Below are 19,412 nucleotides of genomic sequence, written 5' to 3' on the forward strand. Positions count from 1 at the left end.
GGTCTGCGTGCGGGTCAGACAGCGTCCTTTCTATAACTGCGCGTCATGTAAAACACTGCTTCCAGTAGCTAAAACGACACGTTACAACGCTGGGTGGCTCGGGATTGCAGGGTATTCCGGAGACCTGGCGGCAGTATAGGACGTTCACAAAATCATTACAATTAACCTACATATAGTTTGTCGGGTTTTATCCTGAACAGTGACACAGGTCACGATAACAACATTTTTTTAATTTTCAATCATCTGATTTGACAAACATTAAACAAAATTGTTACAAACGACACCAGAAAAAGCATATAATGCGTAAAAGTTATGGGGTCACTCTTTCACCTGTTAATAAGTTATGTAACAGTACAATGATATTGACCCATTCTTTCAGGACAGTTATTAGTGATAGACAGGTTACATTACTCGGATTGCTACGTTCCTGATTTGCTGCTAATTCGAAATTAATCAAGCCGTTACCTGCAAGCGCCCATTGCTCTGTACCCAGGTCATCCCCTCTTTCACAGAGCGGCGAGCCAAATAACAAACTGGTAACGGTTGATTGATGCATACACAGAATCTTCCCTGCACTAACGACGAGGAAGATGACGTGGAGAAGGCAAGTCTGAGTTCCGGCAGTCTTAAGCAATAAGGCGCTAAGGAGACCGTAAATGGCTGATACAAAGGCAAAAATCACCCTTACTGGTGACACTGCTATTGAACTGGATGTGCTAAAAGGTACACTCGGTCAAGATGTTATTGATATTCGTAGTCTCGGTTCAAAAGGAGTTTTTACTTTTGACCCTGGTTTCACCTCTACCGCATCCTGCGAATCTAAAATCACCTTCATCGACGGCGACGAAGGCATTTTGTTGCATCGCGGTTTCCCGATTGACCAGCTTGCTACCGATTCCAACTATCTGGAAGTCTGTTACATCCTGCTGTACGGCGAAAAACCGACGCAGGAAGAGTATGACGAGTTCAGAACGACAGTCACCCGCCATACGATGATCCATGAGCAAATCACTCGCCTGTTCCATGCTTTCCGTCGCGACTCACATCCGATGGCGGTAATGTGCGGGATCACTGGCGCGCTGGCGGCGTTCTACCACGACTCGCTGGATGTGAACAATCCGCGCCACCGTGAAATCGCGGCGTTCCGCCTGCTGTCCAAAATGCCGACCATGGCGGCGATGTGTTACAAATATTCCATCGGTCAGCCGTTTGTTTATCCGCGCAACGACCTTTCCTACGCCGGTAACTTCCTGAACATGATGTTCTCCACGCCGTGTGAAACCTATGAAGTGAATCCGGTACTGGAGCGCGCGATGGACCGTATTCTGATCCTGCACGCTGACCATGAGCAGAACGCCTCAACGTCAACGGTACGTACCGCAGGTTCAAGCGGCGCCAACCCATTCGCCTGCATTGCCGCCGGGATCGCCTCCCTGTGGGGACCCGCGCACGGCGGCGCCAACGAAGCCGCGCTGAAAATGCTGGAAGAAATCAGCTCTGTTAAACACATTCCGGAATTTGTTCGCCGTGCGAAAGACAAGAATGATTCTTTCCGCCTGATGGGCTTCGGTCACCGTGTTTACAAAAACTACGATCCGCGCGCCACCGTGATGCGTGAAACCTGCCATGAAGTGCTGAAAGAGCTGGGCACCAAAGATGATCTGCTGGAAGTGGCGATGGAGCTTGAGCACATTGCGCTCAACGACCCGTACTTCATCGAGAAGAAACTGTACCCGAACGTAGACTTCTACTCCGGCATCATTCTGAAAGCGATGGGCATTCCGTCCTCCATGTTCACCGTGATCTTCTCCATGGCGCGTACCGTTGGCTGGATTGCACACTGGAATGAAATGCACACTGACGGCATGAAAATCGCCCGTCCTCGTCAGCTGTATACCGGCTACGATAAACGCGATTTTAAATCGGCGCTGAAGCGTTAATTGACAACCGGATGGCGACGCAACCCTCGCCATCCGGTACATTTTCCCTTTTTTCTTATCCTCATTATTTTATTCTTACCCCGTTACTCTCTATGATTAATTAAGGTTTCGCTAAATATCATTCAGGGAGCATGGAATGCCGATTCTGCAGTGGTTTTTGTTGTTCCTGTTATCGCTGCTCATTTCCCTTATTTTTCTCTGGCTGCACCTTCCGGCGGCGATGCTGCTCGGTCCAATGATTGCGGGTATCGTGTTGAGTTTGCGAGGTAGTACGCTACAACTTCCGCGCGGTATTTTTCTCGCCGCGCAGGCGATTCTCGGCTGTATGATCGCCCAAAATCTAACCGGTTCGATATTGACCACCCTCGCCCTCTACTGGCCGGTCGTGCTTTTAGTGTTGCTGGTGACGCTGCTTTCCAGCGCGATAGTCGGCTGGCTGCTGGTACGCTACAGCTCGCTGCCCGGCAACACCGGCGCATGGGGGTCTTCGCCGGGCGGCGCGGCGGCAATGGTAGCGATGGCGCAAGATTACGGGGCGGATATCCGCCTGGTGACGTTTATGCAGTATCTACGGGTACTGTTTGTGGCTGGCGCGGCGGTGCTGGTGACACGCCTGATACTCGGCGACAGCGCGGCAGCGGTCAGCCAACAGGTGATCTGGTTTCCACCGCTTAGCGGTAATTTATTGACGACGCTGCTATTAGCGATCGTGGCGGGCATTGCCGGTCGCCTGTTGCGTATCCCTTCCGGCACGATGCTGCTCCCCATGTTGGCAGGCGCGATTCTCCATTCGCAAGGCATCATTGAAATTGAATTACCCGAATGGCTGCTGGCCGTGGCGTATATGGCGATAGGCTGGCGTATTGGGCTGGGTTTTGACAGACAGGTGTTTTTTATGGCGCTGCGGCCATTGCCGCAAATCTTATTGTCAATTTTCGCGCTGATGGCGATTTGCGCCGCGATGGCGTGGGGAATGGCTTACTACATGCAGATTGATTTTATGACGGCTTATCTCGCCACCAGTCCCGGTGGTCTGGATACGGTTGCCGCGATCGCGGCAGGAAGCAGTGCCGATATGGCGCTCATCATGGCAATGCAAACCCTACGGCTGTTCAGCATTCTGTTAACTGGGCCAGCAGTGGCCCGTTTTATATCAACCTATGCGCCCAGACAACCTTTGTAGGGCTGATAAGCGTCGCGCCATCAGGCAATAGCCGCTCGCCGATGGCGGTTCCGGCTATTTCTGGCAATGCGGGCACCAGTAAAACGGGCGTGAGGACAGTGTTGTCTTTTCAATAATGCCGCCGCACCGCTCGCACGCTTCGCCGTCACGATGGAAAACCTTAAAGCGAAACAGTGCGCCATGATGCTTGTTTTCATCCGACTGACCGCGAGTCGTGTAGGACAGGCGCGGAATATCCAACAGCGCGTGAGAAAGCGCATTCAGTTGCGCCTCGTTGAGATCTTTCGCTTTATGCTGTCCGGTTAACCCTACCTGCCAGAGGATTTCAACGCGCAGATAATTCCCCAATCCCGCCAGAAAGGCCTGATCCAGCAACAGCCCAGAAAATTGTCGGTTGCGAAAACGCGGCGACAGCAATCGAGCTTTAACCTCTTCCGGAGTGAGACGCGCGTCCAGCACATCCGGACCGACCCGCTGTAAAAAAGGGTGCGTCGTGAGCTGCTCTGCTGTCAGCATTTCGATATCAGACGCGCTATAAAGCAGAATAGTTTTATCCGCCGTTTGTAGCCTGACGCGCAATATACGCGTGGTCTGCGGTATTTCACCAGTATCGATCACCCGCCATACGCCATAGAGTTGGTTGTGGCTGTAGAGCGTCAGGCCATTTGAAAAGTGGGTCAATAACGCTTTTCCCCGCGTCTCTATCCGGGTAACAAGTTGACCGGTAAGCTGCGATTCATACGGTTTTAACTGTGCAAAGGCAAACCAGACATCGGTTAAGGGTTTGCCTTTGATTGCCGCCTCCAGATTATCCGCCGCACGACGAATTTCCGGGCCTTCAGGCATAATAATATCCTTTGTTAACAGTTGATTAATGGACTACACCGCCTCTGACTATCGGGAATGCACATCGAACGCCATAATGAATATCCACAGCCGTAATATAATAGCTTCAATCGTCGGGCTCTCAGGCAATAACGTGTATATTACGCGCATTGAACGCGGCGCGTAACCTGCGAGCGAATGCAAGCGCATACTCGCCGTCGCCATGAATGCACACCGTTTGCGCCAGCGCCTGCTCTTCGTCGTGAATCAGCGCGCCAGGTTGCATGCGCGGCACCAGGCTACCGTCGGCCTGATAGCCGCGATCGGCAAACACCTCCTGCCGCGTCACCAGGCGATGGCGCTCACCGGCCCGGATCAGCTCACTTCCCGCCAGTCCAACCAGTATCAGTGACGGATCATAGTCGTGTACCGCTTTCGCAATCGCCTGTGCCAGATGGGGATCTTTCGCCGCCTGGTTATAGAGCATACCGTGCGGTTTGACATGGCGCATCACGCTGCCTTGCGCCTGAACAATCGCCCCCAGCGCGCCGATTTGGTACAGCGTCTGGGCGTATACCGTTTCCGGCGGCAAAGCCATCGCCGTCCGCCCAAAATTATCCCGATCCGGAAAGCTGGGATGCGCGCCGATCGCCACGCCGTTTTTCAGCGCCTCGCGCACGCTGGTCAGCATGGTTTGCGCATCACCGGCGTGAAAACCACAGGCGATATTGGCGGAGGAGACCAGCGTTAATAATTCGCTGTCGCTGGCGCAGCCTTCGCCCACATCCGCATTTAAATCAATGTTCATGCTGAAGCCGCCAGGTAAGCTGTTCCAGATAGCGCTGACGCTCGCGGCGCGCGTTGAGCGCCTCTTCCAGCGAACATTGCACAAAATGGATCGGTTGCCCTAGCGGGATCTGCGCCAGATGGTACATATCTGCCTCGATGATGCAGGCAATGCGCGGATAGCCGCCAGTTGTCTGGGCATCATTCATTAGCACAATAGGTTGGCCGTTGTAAGGCACCTGCACGACACCGGGCAGCAAACCGTGCGACAGCAGTTCGCGATCCGTTGTCCGCGTTAACGATTGACCCTGCAAACGATAGCCCATGCGATTACTTTGCGGACTGAGTTGCCACGGCGAACGCCAGAACGCTTCTTGCGAGGCGCGATCGAATTCACGGTATTCCGGCCCCGGCAGCGCACGGATGCGATTCCCCCACAGTAACTGCTTCACGCCCTGCGGCCCGCTAAACTGTCGCGATGGTTTACCCATCGCCAACCGATCGCCATCTTTTAGCAACCGTCCTTCCAGCCCACCGATACCGGACTTCAGATCGGTACTACACGATCCCATTACCTCCGGCACAGCAATACCGCCCGCCACCGCCAGATAGCTACGCATCCCGTGAAGCGGTCGATGCAGCGTAAGACGTTGACCCGCTTTTACCGGCAATCGCCAGCCTGTCCAGACCGGTTGATCATCCAACTGCGCCTCGCAGCCTGCGCCGGTAAGAGCGAACCAGGTCTCATTTTCAAATTCGACAACCAGTTGACCGAGAGTGATTTCCAGCGCCGGGGCATTCGCATCGTTCCCGACCAGGAGATTAGCGGTCTGAAAGGCGGGTTTATCCAGCGCACCGCAGTGACTCAGCCCCGACTGACGAAAGCCGTGACGCCCGCTATCCTGCACGGAGGTGTAAATCCCCGCGCGAATAATATTCAGCATATTCCCTCCTTTTGCGGCACAAAGCGTACGCTATCGCCAGGGCGTAGCAGAACCGGGGGCTCCCGCATCGGATCGAATAACTTCAACGGCGTGAAGCCGATCAGCTGCCAGCCGCCCGGCGTGGATAATGGATAAATCCCCGTCTGCGCGCCGCCGATGCCGACAGAACCGGCCGGAACCTGCAGGCGCGGCTCCGCGCGTCTGGGCATATGGAGCGGTTCTGGTAAATTCCCAAGATAGGGAAAGCCAGGCTGAAAGCCTAAAAACCAGACGACATACTCAACGGAGGCATGTAGCTCCACGACCTGCTTTTCACTCAAACCGCTGTGCCGTGCCACCGCCGCCAGATCCGGCCCGCCTGCGCCGCCATAGATCACCGGGATCTCAACCGAACGCGAGTCCGGCTCCAGCGCCTCGCTCTCTTCCCACCAGCGCTGCAGACGCTCAATCGCATCCAGCGCCAGGGTTTGCGGTTCCCGCAAGATCACGGTGATATTGTTCATCCCGGGAATGGCTTCCACCACGTTCGGCATATCGACCAGACGCTGCGTCAGACGCCAGATGCGTTTCTGGCTCGCCAGCGTAATCGGCGGTTCAAGTTCCAGAACGACCGCCGTTTCGCCTAACAGATAACAACGCGCTCGCTGCACTTTATTACCTCTCAGTTATGCCGGGTTAGGGATATCAATAAACGTCACATCCAACGCCGTGTTTTCGTTCAACCATTCGCTCAGGGCGCGAATACCGCCGCGTTCAGTGGCATGGTGCCCGGCGGCATAAAAATGCAGCCCCTGTTCGCGCGCGGAATGAATGGTCTGTTCAGACACCTCGCCGGTAATAAAAGCATCCACGCCGAAGCGGGCGGCGCTATCAATAAAACTTTGCCCGCCGCCGGTACACCAGGCGACACGCTGCACATTCTCTGGCCCGGTATCGCCGCACCATAGCGGTTTACGCCCCAGACGCGCTTCAATCCATGAGGCCAGTTCCAGCCCCGGCACCGGCATTGAGAGCTCTCCCCACGGCACCAGCGGCTCAATTTCTCCTTTCACGGTAATGCCTAATAGCGCCGCCAACTGCGCATTGTTGCCCAGCTCAGGGTGCGCATCCAGCGGCAGATGCCAACCGTAAAGGTTAATATCATTTGCCAGTAACGTTTTTAAGCGACGGCGTTTCATACCGCGAATAACCGGAGACTCGCCTTTCCAGAAGTAACCATGATGAACAATGACCGCATCGGCCTGCAAACGCACCGCCTCATCGAGCAGCGCCTGACTTGCGGTCACGCCGGTAACGATTTTCTGTACCGTCTCTTTTCCTTCGACCTGTAAACCATTCGGCGCATAATCGCTTATTGCCGCACTGTTCAGCTTGTCGTTAATCAGTTGTTCCAGCTCGGTGTTTTTCATCATCGCTCCCTTTAACCCACGTTCTACTTTCCCGTTACGGGTTCAGCCTCCGTTAACATAGCCTCCTGTTAGCCGTTCGTCGATAAACATTTGTTTGACACATCAAGAAACAATCACCCCCGGGTTTGGCGCAAATTACTTAGCAAAACACGATCGGTTTCATGTATATTTATGCAATCAGAACGCATATTTCAGAAAAAATCAGTTCTGTATCATGTTGGTAACTTTAAGGAAACACGGCGATGCGGCAGGCTTAATAAGCCCACTAAGAAAGGCATTATCTGAGATGCCCGCTTTCTTGCCGCAGCGTCTCTATCCCGGAAATACGATGAATAAACAAGCATCTCAACCCCGCGCTATTTACTACGTTGTCGCCCTGCAAATTTGGGAGTACTTCAGCTTTTATGGTATGCGCGCCCTACTGATTCTTTATCTCACCAATCAGCTAAAATACGACGATAACCACGCCTATGAGTTATTCAGCGCTTATTGTTCGCTGGTCTACGTAACGCCGATTCTTGGCGGCTATCTGGCGGATAAGGTGCTTGGCAACCGAATGGCAGTCATGCTGGGCGCATTTTTAATGGCTATAGGTCATTTAGTGCTGGGCGCCAGTGAGATCGCGCCGACATTCCTTTATCTGTCGCTGGCGATCATTGTCTGCGGCTACGGCCTGTTTAAATCGAATATTAGCTGCCTGCTGGACGAACTGTACCAGCCGGAAGATCCGCGCCGCGACGGCGGGTTCTCGCTGCTTTACGCAGCGGGCAATATTGGTTCGATCGTGGCGCCTATCGCCTGCGGCTATGTGCAAGAGGAGTACAGTTGGGCGATGGGCTTTGCGCTCGCCGCCATTGGTATGCTTGCGGGGTTAGTGATCTTCCTGTGTGGAAATCGTCATTTCACCCACACCACCGGCGTGAATAAAGCCGTGTTGTGCGCCAGAAACTACCTGCTGCCGAACTGGGGCTGGCTGTTAATTTTGCTGGTAGCGGCGCCGTTGCTGATTACCGTTCTGTTCTGGAAAGAATGGTCTGTCTATGCCTTAATCGTGGCGACCGCGATCGGCCTGGTCGTGCTGGCAAAAATTTATCACCAGGCGCAAACGGCCAAACAGCGCAAAGAACTGGGGCTGATTGTCACCCTGACCCTGTTCAGTATGCTGTTCTGGGCGTTTGCCCAGCAGGGCGGCAGTTCTATCAGCCTGTATATCGACCGCTTTGTGAACCGCGATATTCTGGGCTATTCCGTTCCTACCGCCATGTTCCAGTCGGTGAACGCCTTTGCCGTGATGCTGTGTGGGGTCGTCCTGGCCTGGCTGGTTAAAGAGAGCGTAAGCGGTAATCGCACCGTGCGTATCTGGGGCAAATTCGCGCTGGGTCTCGGTCTGATGAGCGCCGGATTCTGTATTCTGACCCTGAGCGCACGCTGGTCCGCCGCTTACGGACACTCTTCAATGCCGCTAATGGTGCTGGGACTGGCGGTGATGGGCTTTGCCGAGCTATTTATCGACCCGGTCGCCATGTCGCAAATTACGCGCATTGATATCCCCGGCGTCACCGGCGTATTAACCGGAATTTATATGCTGCTGTCCGGCGCGATAGCTAACTATCTGGCAGGCGTCATCGCTGACCAGACCTCGCAAAGCGCCTTCGACGCCAGCGGCGCGGTTAATTACGCCATCAACGCCTATGTGGATGTTTTTGAACAGATCACCTGGGGCGCGTTAGCCTGCGTAGGGGTTGTCCTGCTGATTTGGCTGTATCAGTCCTTCAAATTCAAAAGCCGCGCGCTGGCCGTCGAATCCTGATAGCAGAATGCCCGGTAGTTTGCGCTACCGGGCCTGTATCACGCCCCTTTTCTCGCCGCCTCATAGGCGGAAAGCGTTGAGATTCTCGCCTGTTTGTGCTCCACAATAGGCCGAGGATAATCAAGCACGACTCCCGCTTTTTCCGCCCACCGCCACGGCTCGTGAATCGCTTTTCCAGGGATATCGCGTAATGCCGGTAGCCACTGGCGGATAAATTCGCCGTCGCGATCGAACCTCTCTCCCTGAGTCGTGGGATTAAAAATACGAAAATAAGGCGCGGCATCGGTACCGGTTGAAGCGGCCCACTGCCAGCCGCCATTATTGGCGGCAAGATCGCCGTCAATAAGCTGCGACATGAAATAGCGCTCCCCCAACCGCCAGTCAATCAACAGATCTTTTACCAGAAAGCTGGCGGTAATCATGCGTAAACGGTTATGCATCCAGCCCGTCGCGTTAAGCTGGCGCATCGCCGCATCGACAATGGGATAACCGGTTTCGCCTTTCTGCCATGCCTGAAAATAGTGAGGGTTTTCCTGCCACGCGACGCGTTTTGTCCAGCGGATAAACGGCTGGTGTTTGCATAATGCCGGATACCAGGTCATTAAATGACGGTAAAATTCCCGCCAGATGAGCTCATTCAACCAGACGCTTCCCGGCCCGCCGTCCAGCGCCTGCGGCTGCTCCGCCAGTAATCGGTGCAGGCACTGTCGCGGCGACAGGCCGCCCGTCGCCAGGCTGGCGGAAAGCCGACTGGTGCCGTCAACCGCAGGGAAATCGCGCCGTAACGCGTACTCGTCTGCGCCCTGCGCGCAAAACTGACGTAGCTGCGCGATGACCGCGTTTTCTTCCACCGGGAAAAGCGCGGCGTCAAACGCCTGTTGCGGGTAGTTAAGCGAGACTGGCGTTAAGGGTGTAGAAAGCGCGCCGCTCACCCGGATCTTCGGGGCCGGAACGCACGGCGGGATATCTTCTTTTAGCCGTTTCAACCAGGCATTTTTAAACGGCGTAAAAACTTTATACATTTCATGATTGCCGGTCATCACCGCGCCGGGCGCCAGAATCACGCTATCGTCAAAGCCTTCGCAGATGACAGAGGGCAGCGTTTTTTCCACCGCCGCATCACGCTGACGCTCGTTAAACTCATACTGATAGTTATAAAACAGATGGCTGACGTCATGCTGTCGGCAAACGTTTTTGACCGTTTCAATACTGGCGTTAAAATCCGCCACTTCATGAAACAGCAACGGAATGCCTTTCTCTGCAAGGGCCGTCTGTAGCGCATTGAGCTGCGCGCTGATGAATGCCGCCTGCCGCGGCGCCATATCATGGGCCTGCCACTGCGCGGGGGTGGAAATATAAAGCGCCAGCACCCGCGCGGATGCATCGCGGCAGGCGGCGGCCAGCGCAAGGTTATCCTGTAAACGCAGATCGCGCCTGAACCAGACTAAATGGGTGGGCATACAACTCCTGAAAGATAAAACGTCACGGCGAATAGCGTTAAACAGTGTAGACCCTGGCGCATAAAAAAACCGCCAGCGTGGCGGCTGACGGTTTTTTCAGGCTGGTCGCGATTAATAAAAGTCGCAGGTGGCTTTTTCAGCCTGCGCCATCCATACCGGTTTATCACTGGTTTTCGACCAGACACGGTGCAGATAACTATAAAAACGCGCGCGGTCTTTCCAGAAGAGCATCACCGGCAACGCCAGCACGCCTGCGGTCACCGCGAAAGCACGACGTGCAAAAATGACATGCGCTGGATAGTCTTTATAGTGTTCCATACGTTTCCCCCCTTTATACCGACGCTATCCGCCCCGGTATAGATTGAATCGGTGAATAGCACCGAAAAATTGAACCTCGTTACCTGATTAAAATAGTACCGCTTTCGGTGTAATTTTACTACTCATCCGATCACTTATTTTCACGCTTTGCCAGCAGATTTACATTCAAAGCGTAAATTAGTTACAAAAAGGTTAAATTAATACTAATCATTAGTTAAATAATGGTCTTTGCCATTTTTATACTTTTTTTACACTCTGCCCGCCAATTTTTGCGAAATCTTTGCAGCCAAAAAATTACCTTTCTCAGGAGTAAAACAATGCCACTGGAGGTGCTCTGTGAGTGCAGGCGTGATAACCGGCATCGTGCTGGTTTTCTTACTTTTAGGTTATCTGGTCTATGCCCTGATTAATGCGGAGGCGTTCTGATGGCCGCGCAAGGATTTTTACTGATCGCCAGTTTTTTACTGATTTTATTGGTACTGGCGAAACCGTTGGGTTCGGGCCTGGCAAGGCTCATCGCCGCCGTTCCGTTGCCGGGCGTGGCTGGCGTTGAGCGTATCCTCTGGCGGACTCTTGGCATTACCGACCACGAAATGAACTGGCGTCAGTATTTACTGGCGCTACTGACGCTCAATCTGCTGGGACTGGGCATCCTGTTTTGCCTGCTGTTCTGGCAGGAGTGGCTGCCCTTAAATCCGCAGCGGCTACCGGGGCTGTCCTGGGATCTGGCGCTGAATACCGCCGTCAGCTTTGTCACCAATACCAACTGGCAAGCCTACAGCGGCGAAAGCACGCTGAGCTACTTTAGCCAGATGGCCGGGCTGACGGTGCAAAATTTCCTGTCGGCGGCGACCGGGATTGCGGTGGTTTTTGCGCTTATCCGCGCCTTTACGCGCCAGAATGTGCACACGCTGGGTAATGCCTGGCAGGATCTGGTACGCATTACGCTATGGATATTATTTCCTGTCGCGTTAATTATCGCGCTGTTTTTTATCCAACAAGGCGTACCGCAAAATCTGTCGGCTTATCAGCCCATCACCACCCTTGAAGGCGCTAAACAACTTTTGCCGATGGGTCCGGTTGCTTCGCAGGAGGCGATCAAAATGCTTGGCACCAACGGCGGCGGTTTCTTTAACGCCAACTCTTCGCATCCGTTCGAAAACCCTACCGCGCTCACTAATCTGGCGCAGATGCTGGCGATATTTTTGATTCCAGCCGCGCTCTGTTTCGCCTTTGGCGAAGCGGCGGGCGATCGCCGTCAGGGACGCGCGCTACTGTGGGCAATGTCATTCATTTTTGTGGTCTGCGTAGCGGTAGTGATGTGGGCGGAAGTTCAGGGAAATCCACATCTGTTGGCGGCGGGCGCGGACAGTAGCGTCAACATGGAGGGTAAAGAAACGCGCTTTGGCGTGCTGGCCAGCAGCCTGTTTGCCGTCGTCACGACCGCGGCGTCCTGCGGGGCGGTAAATGCCATGCACGACTCGTTTACCGCTCTGGGCGGTATGGTGCCGATGTGGCTGATGCAAATTGGCGAAGTGGTCTTTGGCGGCGTCGGTTCAGGCCTGTATGGCATGTTGCTGTTTGTCCTGCTGGCGGTGTTTATCGCGGGGCTGATGATCGGTCGCACGCCGGAATATCTGGGGAAAAAAATCGACGTGCGCGAAATGAAAATGACCGCGCTGGCGATTCTGGTCACGCCGATGTTGGTCTTGTTGGGTTCGGCGCTGGCGATGATGACGGATGCCGGACGCAGCGCAATGCTGAACCCTGGCCCGCACGGTTTTAGCGAAGTGCTATATGCCGTCTCCTCTGCCGCCAACAACAACGGTAGCGCCTTTGCGGGTCTGAGCGCTAACTCGCCTTTCTGGAACTGTTTGCTGGCGTTCTGCATGTTCGTCGGCCGTTTCGGCGTGATTATTCCTGTCATGGCCATCGCCGGATCGCTGGTCAGTAAAAAAGTACAGCCGGCCAGTCAGGGAACGCTGGCGACCCACGGCGCGCTATTTATTGGGCTGCTCATCGGCACGGTACTGCTGGTCGGCGCGCTGACGTTTATTCCTGCCCTGGCGCTTGGCCCGGTAGCGGAACATTTCTCTTTACCTTGAGCGATGCGGAGTACATTGATATGAGTCGCAAGCAACTGGCGCTGTTTGAACCTGTTTTACTCGTACAGGCGCTAACGGATGCCGTAAAAAAATTAAGCCCACGCGCCCAGTGGCGTAACCCGGTGATGTTTGTGGTCTGGGCCGGCAGCGTGCTAACCACTCTGTTAACGCTCGCTATGGTAACAGGACAAATAGCGGGAAGCGCCTTGTTTACAGGGATTATCAGCCTGTGGTTATGGTTCACCGTACTGTTCGCCAATTTTGCCGAAGCGCTGGCGGAAGGCCGCAGCAAAGCCCAGGCAAACAGTCTGAAAGGGGTGAAAAAGACCGCGTTCGCTCGTCGGCTGCGCGCCCCGCGCCATGATGCGCAGGCCGATAACGTGCCCGCCGCTGAACTGCGAAAAGGCGACATTGTCCTGGTCAAAGCGGGCGATATTATTCCCTGCGACGGCGAGGTCATCGAAGGCGGCGCGTCGGTGGATGAAAGTGCGATTACCGGCGAATCCGCCCCGGTGATCCGCGAGTCCGGCGGCGATTTCGCCTCTGTCACCGGCGGCACGCGAATTCTTTCCGACTGGCTGGTGATTGCCTGTAGCGTCAATCCTGGCGAAACCTTTCTTGACCGGATGATCGCGATGGTGGAAGGCGCGCAGCGGCGGAAAACGCCTAACGAGATTGCCCTGACGATTTTGCTCATCGCCCTGACCATTGTCTTTTTACTGGCGACCGCCACCCTGTGGCCCTTCTCCGCCTGGGGCGGTAATGCGGTCAGCGTCACCGTGTTGGTGGCGTTGCTGGTGTGCCTGATCCCCACCACCATCGGCGGGCTACTCTCCGCCATTGGCGTAGCCGGAATGAGCCGAATGTTGGGCGCGAACGTCATCGCCACCAGCGGCCGCGCCGTAGAAGCCGCGGGCGATGTCGACGTGCTGCTGCTGGATAAAACCGGCACTATCACGCTCGGCAACCGCCAGGCGTCCGATTTTATACCCGCCCGAGGGGTGGACGAACGCACGCTGGCTGACGCCGCGCAGCTCGCTTCGCTGGCCGACGAAACGCCGGAAGGTCGCAGCATTGTGATCCTCGCCAAACAGCGCTTTAACCTGCGTGAACGCGATGTGCAGTCGCTTCATGCCACCTTTGTTCCGTTTACCGCACAAAGCCGCATGAGCGGGATTAATATCGATAACCGGATGATCCGTAAAGGCTCGGTGGACGCGATTCAGCGTCATGTCGAGAGCAATGGCGGCCATTTTCCCGCCGATGTCGAGCAAAACGTCGAGAACGTGGCGCACCTGGGCGCGACGCCGCTGGTGGTCGTGGAGGGCGCGCGCGTACTGGGTGTTATCGCCCTCAAGGATATCGTTAAAGGCGGTATTAAAGAACGTTTCGCCCAGCTGCGAAAGATGGGTATTAAAACGGTGATGATCACTGGCGATAACCGCCTGACGGCGGCAGCGATTGCCGCCGAAGCCGGTGTGGACGATTTTCTTGCCGAAGCCACGCCGGAAGCCAAGCTGGCGCTGATCCGTCAATATCAGGCGGAAGGACGGCTGGTCGCCATGACCGGCGACGGCACTAACGATGCCCCGGCGCTGGCGCAGGCTGACGTCGCGGTGGCGATGAACTCCGGCACCCAGGCGGCGAAAGAAGCCGGTAATATGGTGGATCTGGACTCTAACCCAACCAAGTTGATTGAAGTGGTGCATATTGGTAAGCAGATGCTGATGACGCGCGGCTCGCTCACCACCTTCAGTATCGCGAATGATGTAGCGAAATATTTCGCCATTATTCCCGCCGCGTTTGCCGCTACCTATCCGCAGCTAAACGCGCTCAACGTGATGGGGCTGCATTCGCCGAACTCCGCCATTCTGAGCGCGGTGATCTTTAACGCCCTGATTATTATTTTTCTGATCCCGCTGGCATTAAAAGGCGTGAGTTATAAGCCGCTTTCCGCATCGGCCATGCTGCGCCGTAATTTATGGATCTATGGTCTGGGTGGTCTGGTGGTGCCGTTTATTGGTATCAAAGTGATTGATGTGCTGCTGACCCTGCTGGGTCTGGCGTGAGGTGTATGATGATCGGTTTACGTCCTGCTTTTTCGACAATGTTATTTCTGCTGTTATTGACCGGCGGCGTGTATCCGCTTCTGACCACGGCGCTGGGGCAGTGGTGGTTTCCCTGGCAGGCTAATGGCTCGCTGATTCATAAAGACAATGTGATACGCGGCTCAGCGCTTATCGGACAATCGTTTACCGCCGCGGGTTATTTTCATAGCCGGCCCTCCGCCACCGCCGATACGCCTTATAATCCACTGGCGTCGGGCGGAAGCAACCTGGCCGCCAGCAATCCCGAACTGGATGCGCAAATACAGTCCCGCGTCGCCGCGCTACGCGCCGCTAACCCCCAGGCGAGTTCCGCGGTTCCGGTTGAGCTGGCGACGGCCTCGGCAAGCGGGCTGGATAATAATCTGACGCCCGGCGCCGCGGCATGGCAAATCCCCCGCGTGGCGGCGGCTCGCCAGCTTCCCGTTGAACAGGTCGCGCAACTGGTTGCAGAATATACGCACAGGCCGCTGGCGCGCTTTCTTGGGCAACCGGTGGTGAATATTGTTGAGCTTAATCTGGCGCTGGATGCGCTACAGGGACACAGAGCGAAATGAACGACGAACCCTTGCGTCCTGATCCGGATCGCTTGTTGGAACAAACGCCCCCGCCCCACCGGGGGAAGTTGAAAATTTTCTTCGGCGCCTGCGCAGGCGTCGGAAAAACCTGGGCGATGCTGGCGCAAGCGCAGCGGCTGCGAGCGCAGGGGCTGGATGTGGTGATCGGCGTGGTAGAGACGCACGGCCGTGAAGAGACCGCCGCACTACTTGACGGGCTGACCATTCTGCCGCCAAAACGTCACTCGCACCGGGGGCGGCAAATTCGCGAATTTGACCTGGATGCCGCCCTCGCCCGGCGTCCGGCGCTGATTTTAATGGATGAGCTGGCGCACAGTAACGCGCCTGGCTCACGCCATCCTAAGCGCTGGCAGGATATTGAAGAGCTGCTGGAAGCGGGAATCGACGTTTTCACCACCGTGAACGTACAACATCTGGAAAGTCTGAACGATGTGGTGAGCGGCGTCACGGGGATTCAGGTGCGCGAAACCGTCCCCGATCCCTTTTTTGATGCCGCTGATGAAGTCGTACTGGTCGATCTGCCGCCCGACGATCTGCGCCAACGGCTCAACGAAGGTAAAGTGTATATCGCCGGTCAGGCGGAACGCGCTATTGAACATTTTTTCCGCAAGGGCAATCTGATCGCCCTCCGCGAGCTGGCGCTACGCCGGACAGCCGATCGCGTGGACGATCAGATGCGCGCCTGGCGCGCGCATCCGGGCGAAGAAAAAGTATGGCACACCCGCGATGCGATTTTACTGTGTATCGGGCATAACACCGGCAGCGAAAAACTGGTGCGTACCGCGGCGCGTCTGGCCTCCCGGCTCGGCAGCGTCTGGCACGCCGTCTATGTCGAAACGCCAACGTTACACCGCTTACCGGAAAAACAACGGCGGGCTATTTTAAGCGCGCTGCGCCTGGCGCAGGAGCTTGGCGCGGAAACCGCCACCCTGTCCGATCCCGCCGAAGAGAAAGCGGTCGTGCGCTATGCCCGCGAGCATAATCTGGGGAAAATCGTCATGGGCCGCCCGGCGTCGCGACGCTGGTGGCGACGTGACGCTTTCGCCGACCGTCTTGCCAGGCGCGCGCCGGATCTCGATCAGGTGATCGTCGCGCTGGAAGAGCCGCCAGCCCGCGCATTGGCGCAAACGCCTGATAACCGTCCTTTTAAAGAGAAATGGCGTGGGCAGATTCAGGGCTGTCTGGTCGCCGTGGCGCTTTGCGCCATCACCACGCTTATCGCTATGCAGTGGCTTGTCACCTTCGACGCCGCCAATCTGGTGATGCTCTATTTGCTGGGCGTAGTGGTGATTGCGCTGCTTTACGGGCGCTGGCCGTCGGTGGTGGCGACGGTGATTAACGTGGCGAGTTTCGATCTCTTTTTTATCGCGCCACGCGGTACGCTCGCCGTTTCGGACGTGCAGTATCTGCTGACTTTTGCCGTGATGCTGACGGTTGGTCTGGTGATTGGCAATCTTACTGCCGGAGTGCGCTATCAGGCGCGCGTCGCCCGTTATCGGGAACAGCGTACCCGTCATTTATATGAAATGTCTAAAGCGCTGGCCGTCGGGCGTAGTGAACATGATATCGCCGCGACCAGCGAGCGGTTTATCGCCTCGACGTTTCAGGCGCGCAGCCAAATTTTATTACCTGATGCTAACGGTAAGTTGCTGCCTCTCACCCACCAGCAAGGCATGACGCCGTGGGACGACGCAATTGCGCGCTGGAGTTTTGATAAAGGCCAGCCTGCCGGCGCAGGCACCGATACCCTCCCTGGCGTGCCTTATCAAATCCTGCCGCTGAAAAGCGCCGATAAAACGTACGGTCTGGCTATCGTCGAACCGGGTAATTTGCGTCAGTTAATGGTGCCGGAGCAGCAACGCCTGCTGGAAACATTTACTCTGCTTGTCGCCAACGCGCTGGAACGACTGACGCTGACCGCCAGCGAAGAACAGGCGCGTCTCGCCAGCGAGCGCGAAAGTATTCGCAACGCTCTGCTGGCGGCACTGTCGCATGATTTACGCACGCCGCTGACGGTATTGTTCGGCCAGGCGGAAATTTTGACGCTGGATTTAGCCAGCGCAGGATCGCCCCACGCGCGTCAGGCCAGTGAAATCCGCCAGCATATTCTCAACACCACCCGGCTGGTGAATAATTTGCTGGATATGGCGCGTATTCAGTCCGGCGGGTTTAATCTTAAAAAAGAGTGGCTGACGCTGGAAGAGGTCGTCGGGAGCGCGTTACAGATGTTAGAGCCGGGTTTATTGCATCCGATTACATTGTCGCTGCCGCAACAGTTAACGCTTATCCATGTCGATGGCCCCTTATTTGAGAGCGTCCTGATCAACTTGCTGGAAAACGCCGTTAAGTACGCCGGGCCGCAGGCCAGTATCGGCATTGATGCTGCGGTTAAGGACGATCGTTTACAACTGGATGTCTGGGATAACGGGCCGGGTATTCCTGCGGGGCAAGAACAGAAGATTTTCGATAAGTTCGCCCGCGGCAACAAAGAGTCCGCCGTCCCCGGCGTGGGGCTGGGGCTGGCGATTTGCCATGCTATCGTAGAGGTACACGGCGGCACGCTTACCGCCTATAATCGACCGCAGGGCGGCGCCTGTTTCCGTGTTACGCTGCCGCAAGGAAAACCACCTGAACTTGACGATTTTCATGAGGATATGTGACAAACGTTCTGATTGTTGAAGATGAACAGGCCATCCGCCGCTTTCTGCGCGCCGCGCTGGAAGGCGACGGCCTGCGCGTGTATGAAGCTGAAACATTACAACGTGGTTTACTGGAAGCCGCCACGCGAAAGCCCGATCTGATTATTCTCGATCTCGGCCTGCCGGACGGCGACGGAATCGATTTCATTCGCGACCTGCGTCAGTGGAGCGCAATACCGGTGATTGTCCTTTCCGCCCGCAGCGAAGAAAGCGATAAGATTGCCGCGCTTGACGCCGGAGCTGATGATTACCTGAGCAAGCCATTCGGCATTGGCGAGTTGCAGGCGCGTTTGCGTGTCGCGCTGCGACGGCACGCCGCCAGCCCTAGCGCCGATCCGATCGTCCGTTTTTCCGGCGTGACGGTCGATCTCGCCGCACGGTTGATCCACCGTGGCGACGAAGAAATCCATCTGACGCCGATTGAGTTCCGCCTGCTGGCGGTATTACTCAATAATACCGGCAAAGTATTAACCCAACGGCAGTTATTAAACCAGGTCTGGGGGCCTAACGCCGTGGAGCATAGCCACTATTTGCGCATCTATATGGGACATTTACGCCAGAAACTGGAACAAGATCCCACCCGCCCACGCCATTTTATTACCGAAACCGGAATTGGCTATCGCTTTATGCCGTGAATAGCTATTCATTATTTTTAAATAACTTCTAATTTTTATATCATTTATTTTCGGCGTCGCGAATAATTATTTTCGCGGCGATATTATATTTTATAGAGGATATAAAAAACATATAATTAACATTTAAGAAACAATCCGTTATTTCACAGCACGATATGCATAATCGCCGACTAATTATTTTTCAAATGATCGTTTTTTGTTGATCTGGTTCACAGATTGCTGGCGCTTCCTGGATAAAATATCCATGCTTTCAATAAATCAATGAAAGGACCTCAAAATGGAAAATAATAATCGTTTTATGCCCCATATAAGGCGGACAACGCATATTATGATGTTTGCCCACCGTAATAGTTTCGACTTTCATTTCTTTAATGCCCGGTAGTTTTTCTGCTACGGGTACTTCAGCATACAGGTCTTTCCGACCCTTATGTCATTCAGGTCTATTGCCTAAATAACTCGAATTGCTAAAAGCGACAGTACGGTAATTCTTTTACACCAAGCCAGCTAACTATATAGTTTGACAGAAGAAATTCCGACTCAGCGCAATTTTAGTTATCGCGGTTTCTGCCTGTATATCGTAGTACTCAACTCCTTAAATCCTGAATTTCCTGCAAC

At 55.0% G+C, this 19,412-nt stretch carries 18 protein-coding genes; 11 read left to right on the forward strand and 7 right to left on the reverse strand.

Going from position 1 to position 19,412, the window contains the following annotated elements; genetic code table 11:
• Positions 1 to 299: 299 nt before the first annotated feature.
• The 3 genes from ACQ29O_RS15145 to ACQ29O_RS15155 all read left to right on the forward strand — a co-directional run bounded on the left by ACQ29O_RS15145 (position 300) and on the right by ACQ29O_RS15155 (position 3,123).
• Positions 300 to 431, forward strand: a complete 132-nt coding sequence (locus ACQ29O_RS15145) for a hypothetical protein (RefSeq protein WP_418142699.1) — start codon at positions 300 to 302, stop codon at positions 429 to 431.
• Positions 432 to 656: 225 nt separating this feature from the next.
• Complete coding sequence (locus tag ACQ29O_RS15150; RefSeq protein WP_000785813.1) at positions 657 to 1,940, forward strand: citrate synthase; 1,284 nt, start codon at positions 657 to 659, stop codon at positions 1,938 to 1,940.
• 136 nt (positions 1,941 to 2,076) lie between these two features.
• A complete protein-coding gene (locus ACQ29O_RS15155) occupies positions 2,077 to 3,123 on the forward strand; it encodes an AbrB family transcriptional regulator (protein WP_253336114.1) in 1,047 nt (348 codons plus the stop codon).
• A 54-nt stretch (positions 3,124 to 3,177) separates the two neighbouring features.
• Here the strand turns inward: ACQ29O_RS15155 and nei are convergent, their stop codons facing one another.
• The 5 genes from nei to ybgI form a co-directional block, all read right to left on the reverse strand.
• Positions 3,178 to 3,969 (reverse strand): endonuclease VIII, encoded by a 792-nt coding sequence (gene nei / locus ACQ29O_RS15160; RefSeq protein WP_001113969.1) that lies wholly within the window; start codon positions 3,967 to 3,969, stop codon positions 3,178 to 3,180.
• A gap of 121 nt (positions 3,970 to 4,090) precedes the next feature.
• Positions 4,091 to 4,756, reverse strand: coding sequence for a 5-oxoprolinase subunit PxpA (gene pxpA, locus ACQ29O_RS15165; RefSeq protein WP_001017926.1), 666 nt, complete (start codon positions 4,754 to 4,756; stop codon positions 4,091 to 4,093).
• Positions 4,746 to 5,678, reverse strand: a complete 933-nt coding sequence (gene pxpC, locus ACQ29O_RS15170) for a 5-oxoprolinase subunit PxpC (protein ID WP_000932039.1) — start codon at positions 5,676 to 5,678, stop codon at positions 4,746 to 4,748. The genes pxpA and pxpC overlap by 11 nt, the downstream gene beginning before the upstream one ends.
• The gene (gene pxpB / locus ACQ29O_RS15175; protein WP_020937071.1) at positions 5,672 to 6,328 is read right to left on the reverse strand and encodes a 5-oxoprolinase subunit PxpB; all 657 of its coding nucleotides are present in this window, start codon (positions 6,326 to 6,328) and stop codon (positions 5,672 to 5,674) included. The genes pxpC and pxpB overlap by 7 nt, the downstream gene beginning before the upstream one ends.
• Positions 6,329 to 6,343: 15 nt before the next feature.
• Complete coding sequence (gene ybgI / locus ACQ29O_RS15180) at positions 6,344 to 7,087, reverse strand: radiation resistance protein YbgI (RefSeq protein ID WP_000798844.1); 744 nt, start codon at positions 7,085 to 7,087, stop codon at positions 6,344 to 6,346.
• Positions 7,088 to 7,415: 328 nt separating this feature from the next.
• On the opposite strand from ybgI, the gene ACQ29O_RS15185 reads away from it, so the two are divergent.
• Positions 7,416 to 8,897 (forward strand): MFS transporter, encoded by a 1,482-nt coding sequence (locus ACQ29O_RS15185; RefSeq protein WP_253336116.1) that lies wholly within the window; start codon positions 7,416 to 7,418, stop codon positions 8,895 to 8,897.
• Positions 8,898 to 8,935: 38 nt separating this feature from the next.
• Here ACQ29O_RS15185 and phrB read toward each other — a convergent pair whose 3' ends face one another.
• Positions 8,936 to 10,357, reverse strand: a complete 1,422-nt coding sequence (phrB, locus tag ACQ29O_RS15190; protein ID WP_001142017.1) for a deoxyribodipyrimidine photo-lyase — start codon at positions 10,355 to 10,357, stop codon at positions 8,936 to 8,938.
• A gap of 111 nt (positions 10,358 to 10,468) precedes the next feature.
• Positions 10,469 to 10,675 carry a YbfA family protein gene (locus tag ACQ29O_RS15195; RefSeq protein WP_000401435.1) on the reverse strand — a complete coding sequence of 69 codons (207 nt, stop codon included), beginning with the start codon at positions 10,673 to 10,675 and terminating at the stop codon, positions 10,469 to 10,471.
• A gap of 336 nt (positions 10,676 to 11,011) precedes the next feature.
• Here ACQ29O_RS15195 and kdpF point away from each other — a divergent pair, with 336 nt between their 5' ends.
• The 7 genes from kdpF to speFL all read left to right on the forward strand — a co-directional run bounded on the left by kdpF (position 11,012) and on the right by speFL (position 19,179).
• Positions 11,012 to 11,101, forward strand: a complete 90-nt coding sequence (gene kdpF / locus ACQ29O_RS15200) for a K(+)-transporting ATPase subunit F (RefSeq protein ID WP_001670793.1) — start codon at positions 11,012 to 11,014, stop codon at positions 11,099 to 11,101.
• Entirely contained in the window at positions 11,101 to 12,780 is a 1,680-nt protein-coding gene (gene kdpA, locus ACQ29O_RS15205; protein ID WP_000730078.1) for a potassium-transporting ATPase subunit KdpA, read from the forward strand. The genes kdpF and kdpA overlap by 1 nt, the downstream gene beginning before the upstream one ends.
• A gap of 20 nt (positions 12,781 to 12,800) precedes the next feature.
• Positions 12,801 to 14,849 (forward strand): potassium-transporting ATPase subunit KdpB, encoded by a 2,049-nt coding sequence (kdpB, locus tag ACQ29O_RS15210; protein WP_001746457.1) that lies wholly within the window; start codon positions 12,801 to 12,803, stop codon positions 14,847 to 14,849.
• An 8-nt stretch (positions 14,850 to 14,857) separates the two neighbouring features.
• Positions 14,858 to 15,442, forward strand: a complete 585-nt coding sequence (gene kdpC, locus ACQ29O_RS15215; protein WP_045162112.1) for a potassium-transporting ATPase subunit KdpC — start codon at positions 14,858 to 14,860, stop codon at positions 15,440 to 15,442.
• On the forward strand, positions 15,439 to 18,123 hold the full coding sequence (gene kdpD, locus ACQ29O_RS15220) for a two-component system sensor histidine kinase KdpD (protein WP_045161197.1): 2,685 nt from the start codon (positions 15,439 to 15,441) through the stop codon (positions 18,121 to 18,123). The genes kdpC and kdpD overlap by 4 nt, the downstream gene beginning before the upstream one ends.
• The gene (gene kdpE, locus ACQ29O_RS15225; RefSeq protein WP_000186059.1) at positions 18,120 to 18,797 is read left to right on the forward strand and encodes a two-component system response regulator KdpE; all 678 of its coding nucleotides are present in this window, start codon (positions 18,120 to 18,122) and stop codon (positions 18,795 to 18,797) included. The genes kdpD and kdpE overlap by 4 nt, the downstream gene beginning before the upstream one ends.
• 277 nt (positions 18,798 to 19,074) lie before the next feature.
• Complete coding sequence (gene speFL / locus ACQ29O_RS15230) at positions 19,075 to 19,179, forward strand: leader peptide SpeFL (RefSeq protein ID WP_015632840.1); 105 nt, start codon at positions 19,075 to 19,077, stop codon at positions 19,177 to 19,179.
• Positions 19,180 to 19,412: the final 233 nt, after the last annotated feature.

Origin of the sequence: Salmonella sp. GDC200615 (genome assembly GCF_050574145.1) — a bacterium.
Lineage (GTDB): Bacteria > Pseudomonadota > Gammaproteobacteria > Enterobacterales > Enterobacteriaceae > Salmonella > Salmonella enterica.

Excerpts from the sequence above, each read along its gene's own strand:
- kdpC (WP_045162112.1), top strand. The coding sequence starts at position 14,858 with ATGATCGGTTTACGTCCTGCTTTTTCGACAATGTTATTTCTGCTGTTA.
- ACQ29O_RS15195 (WP_000401435.1), bottom strand. The coding sequence starts at position 10,675 with ATGGAACACTATAAAGACTATCCAGCGCATGTCATTTTTGCACGTCGT.
- kdpA (WP_000730078.1), top strand. The coding sequence starts at position 11,101 with ATGGCCGCGCAAGGATTTTTACTGATCGCCAGTTTTTTACTGATTTTA.
- kdpB (WP_001746457.1), top strand. The coding sequence starts at position 12,801 with ATGAGTCGCAAGCAACTGGCGCTGTTTGAACCTGTTTTACTCGTACAG.
- ACQ29O_RS15150 (WP_000785813.1), top strand. The coding sequence starts at position 657 with ATGGCTGATACAAAGGCAAAAATCACCCTTACTGGTGACACTGCTATT.
- nei (WP_001113969.1), bottom strand. The coding sequence starts at position 3,969 with ATGCCTGAAGGCCCGGAAATTCGTCGTGCGGCGGATAATCTGGAGGCG.
- phrB (WP_001142017.1), bottom strand. The coding sequence starts at position 10,357 with ATGCCCACCCATTTAGTCTGGTTCAGGCGCGATCTGCGTTTACAGGAT.
- speFL (WP_015632840.1), top strand. The coding sequence starts at position 19,075 with ATGGAAAATAATAATCGTTTTATGCCCCATATAAGGCGGACAACGCAT.
- pxpA (WP_001017926.1), bottom strand. The coding sequence starts at position 4,756 with ATGAACATTGATTTAAATGCGGATGTGGGCGAAGGCTGCGCCAGCGAC.
- pxpC (WP_000932039.1), bottom strand. The coding sequence starts at position 5,678 with ATGCTGAATATTATTCGCGCGGGGATTTACACCTCCGTGCAGGATAGC.
- kdpD (WP_045161197.1), top strand. The coding sequence starts at position 15,439 with ATGAACGACGAACCCTTGCGTCCTGATCCGGATCGCTTGTTGGAACAA.
- ACQ29O_RS15145 (WP_418142699.1), top strand. The coding sequence starts at position 300 with ATGCGTAAAAGTTATGGGGTCACTCTTTCACCTGTTAATAAGTTATGT.
- ACQ29O_RS15155 (WP_253336114.1), top strand. The coding sequence starts at position 2,077 with ATGCCGATTCTGCAGTGGTTTTTGTTGTTCCTGTTATCGCTGCTCATT.
- ybgI (WP_000798844.1), bottom strand. The coding sequence starts at position 7,087 with ATGAAAAACACCGAGCTGGAACAACTGATTAACGACAAGCTGAACAGT.
- ACQ29O_RS15185 (WP_253336116.1), top strand. The coding sequence starts at position 7,416 with ATGAATAAACAAGCATCTCAACCCCGCGCTATTTACTACGTTGTCGCC.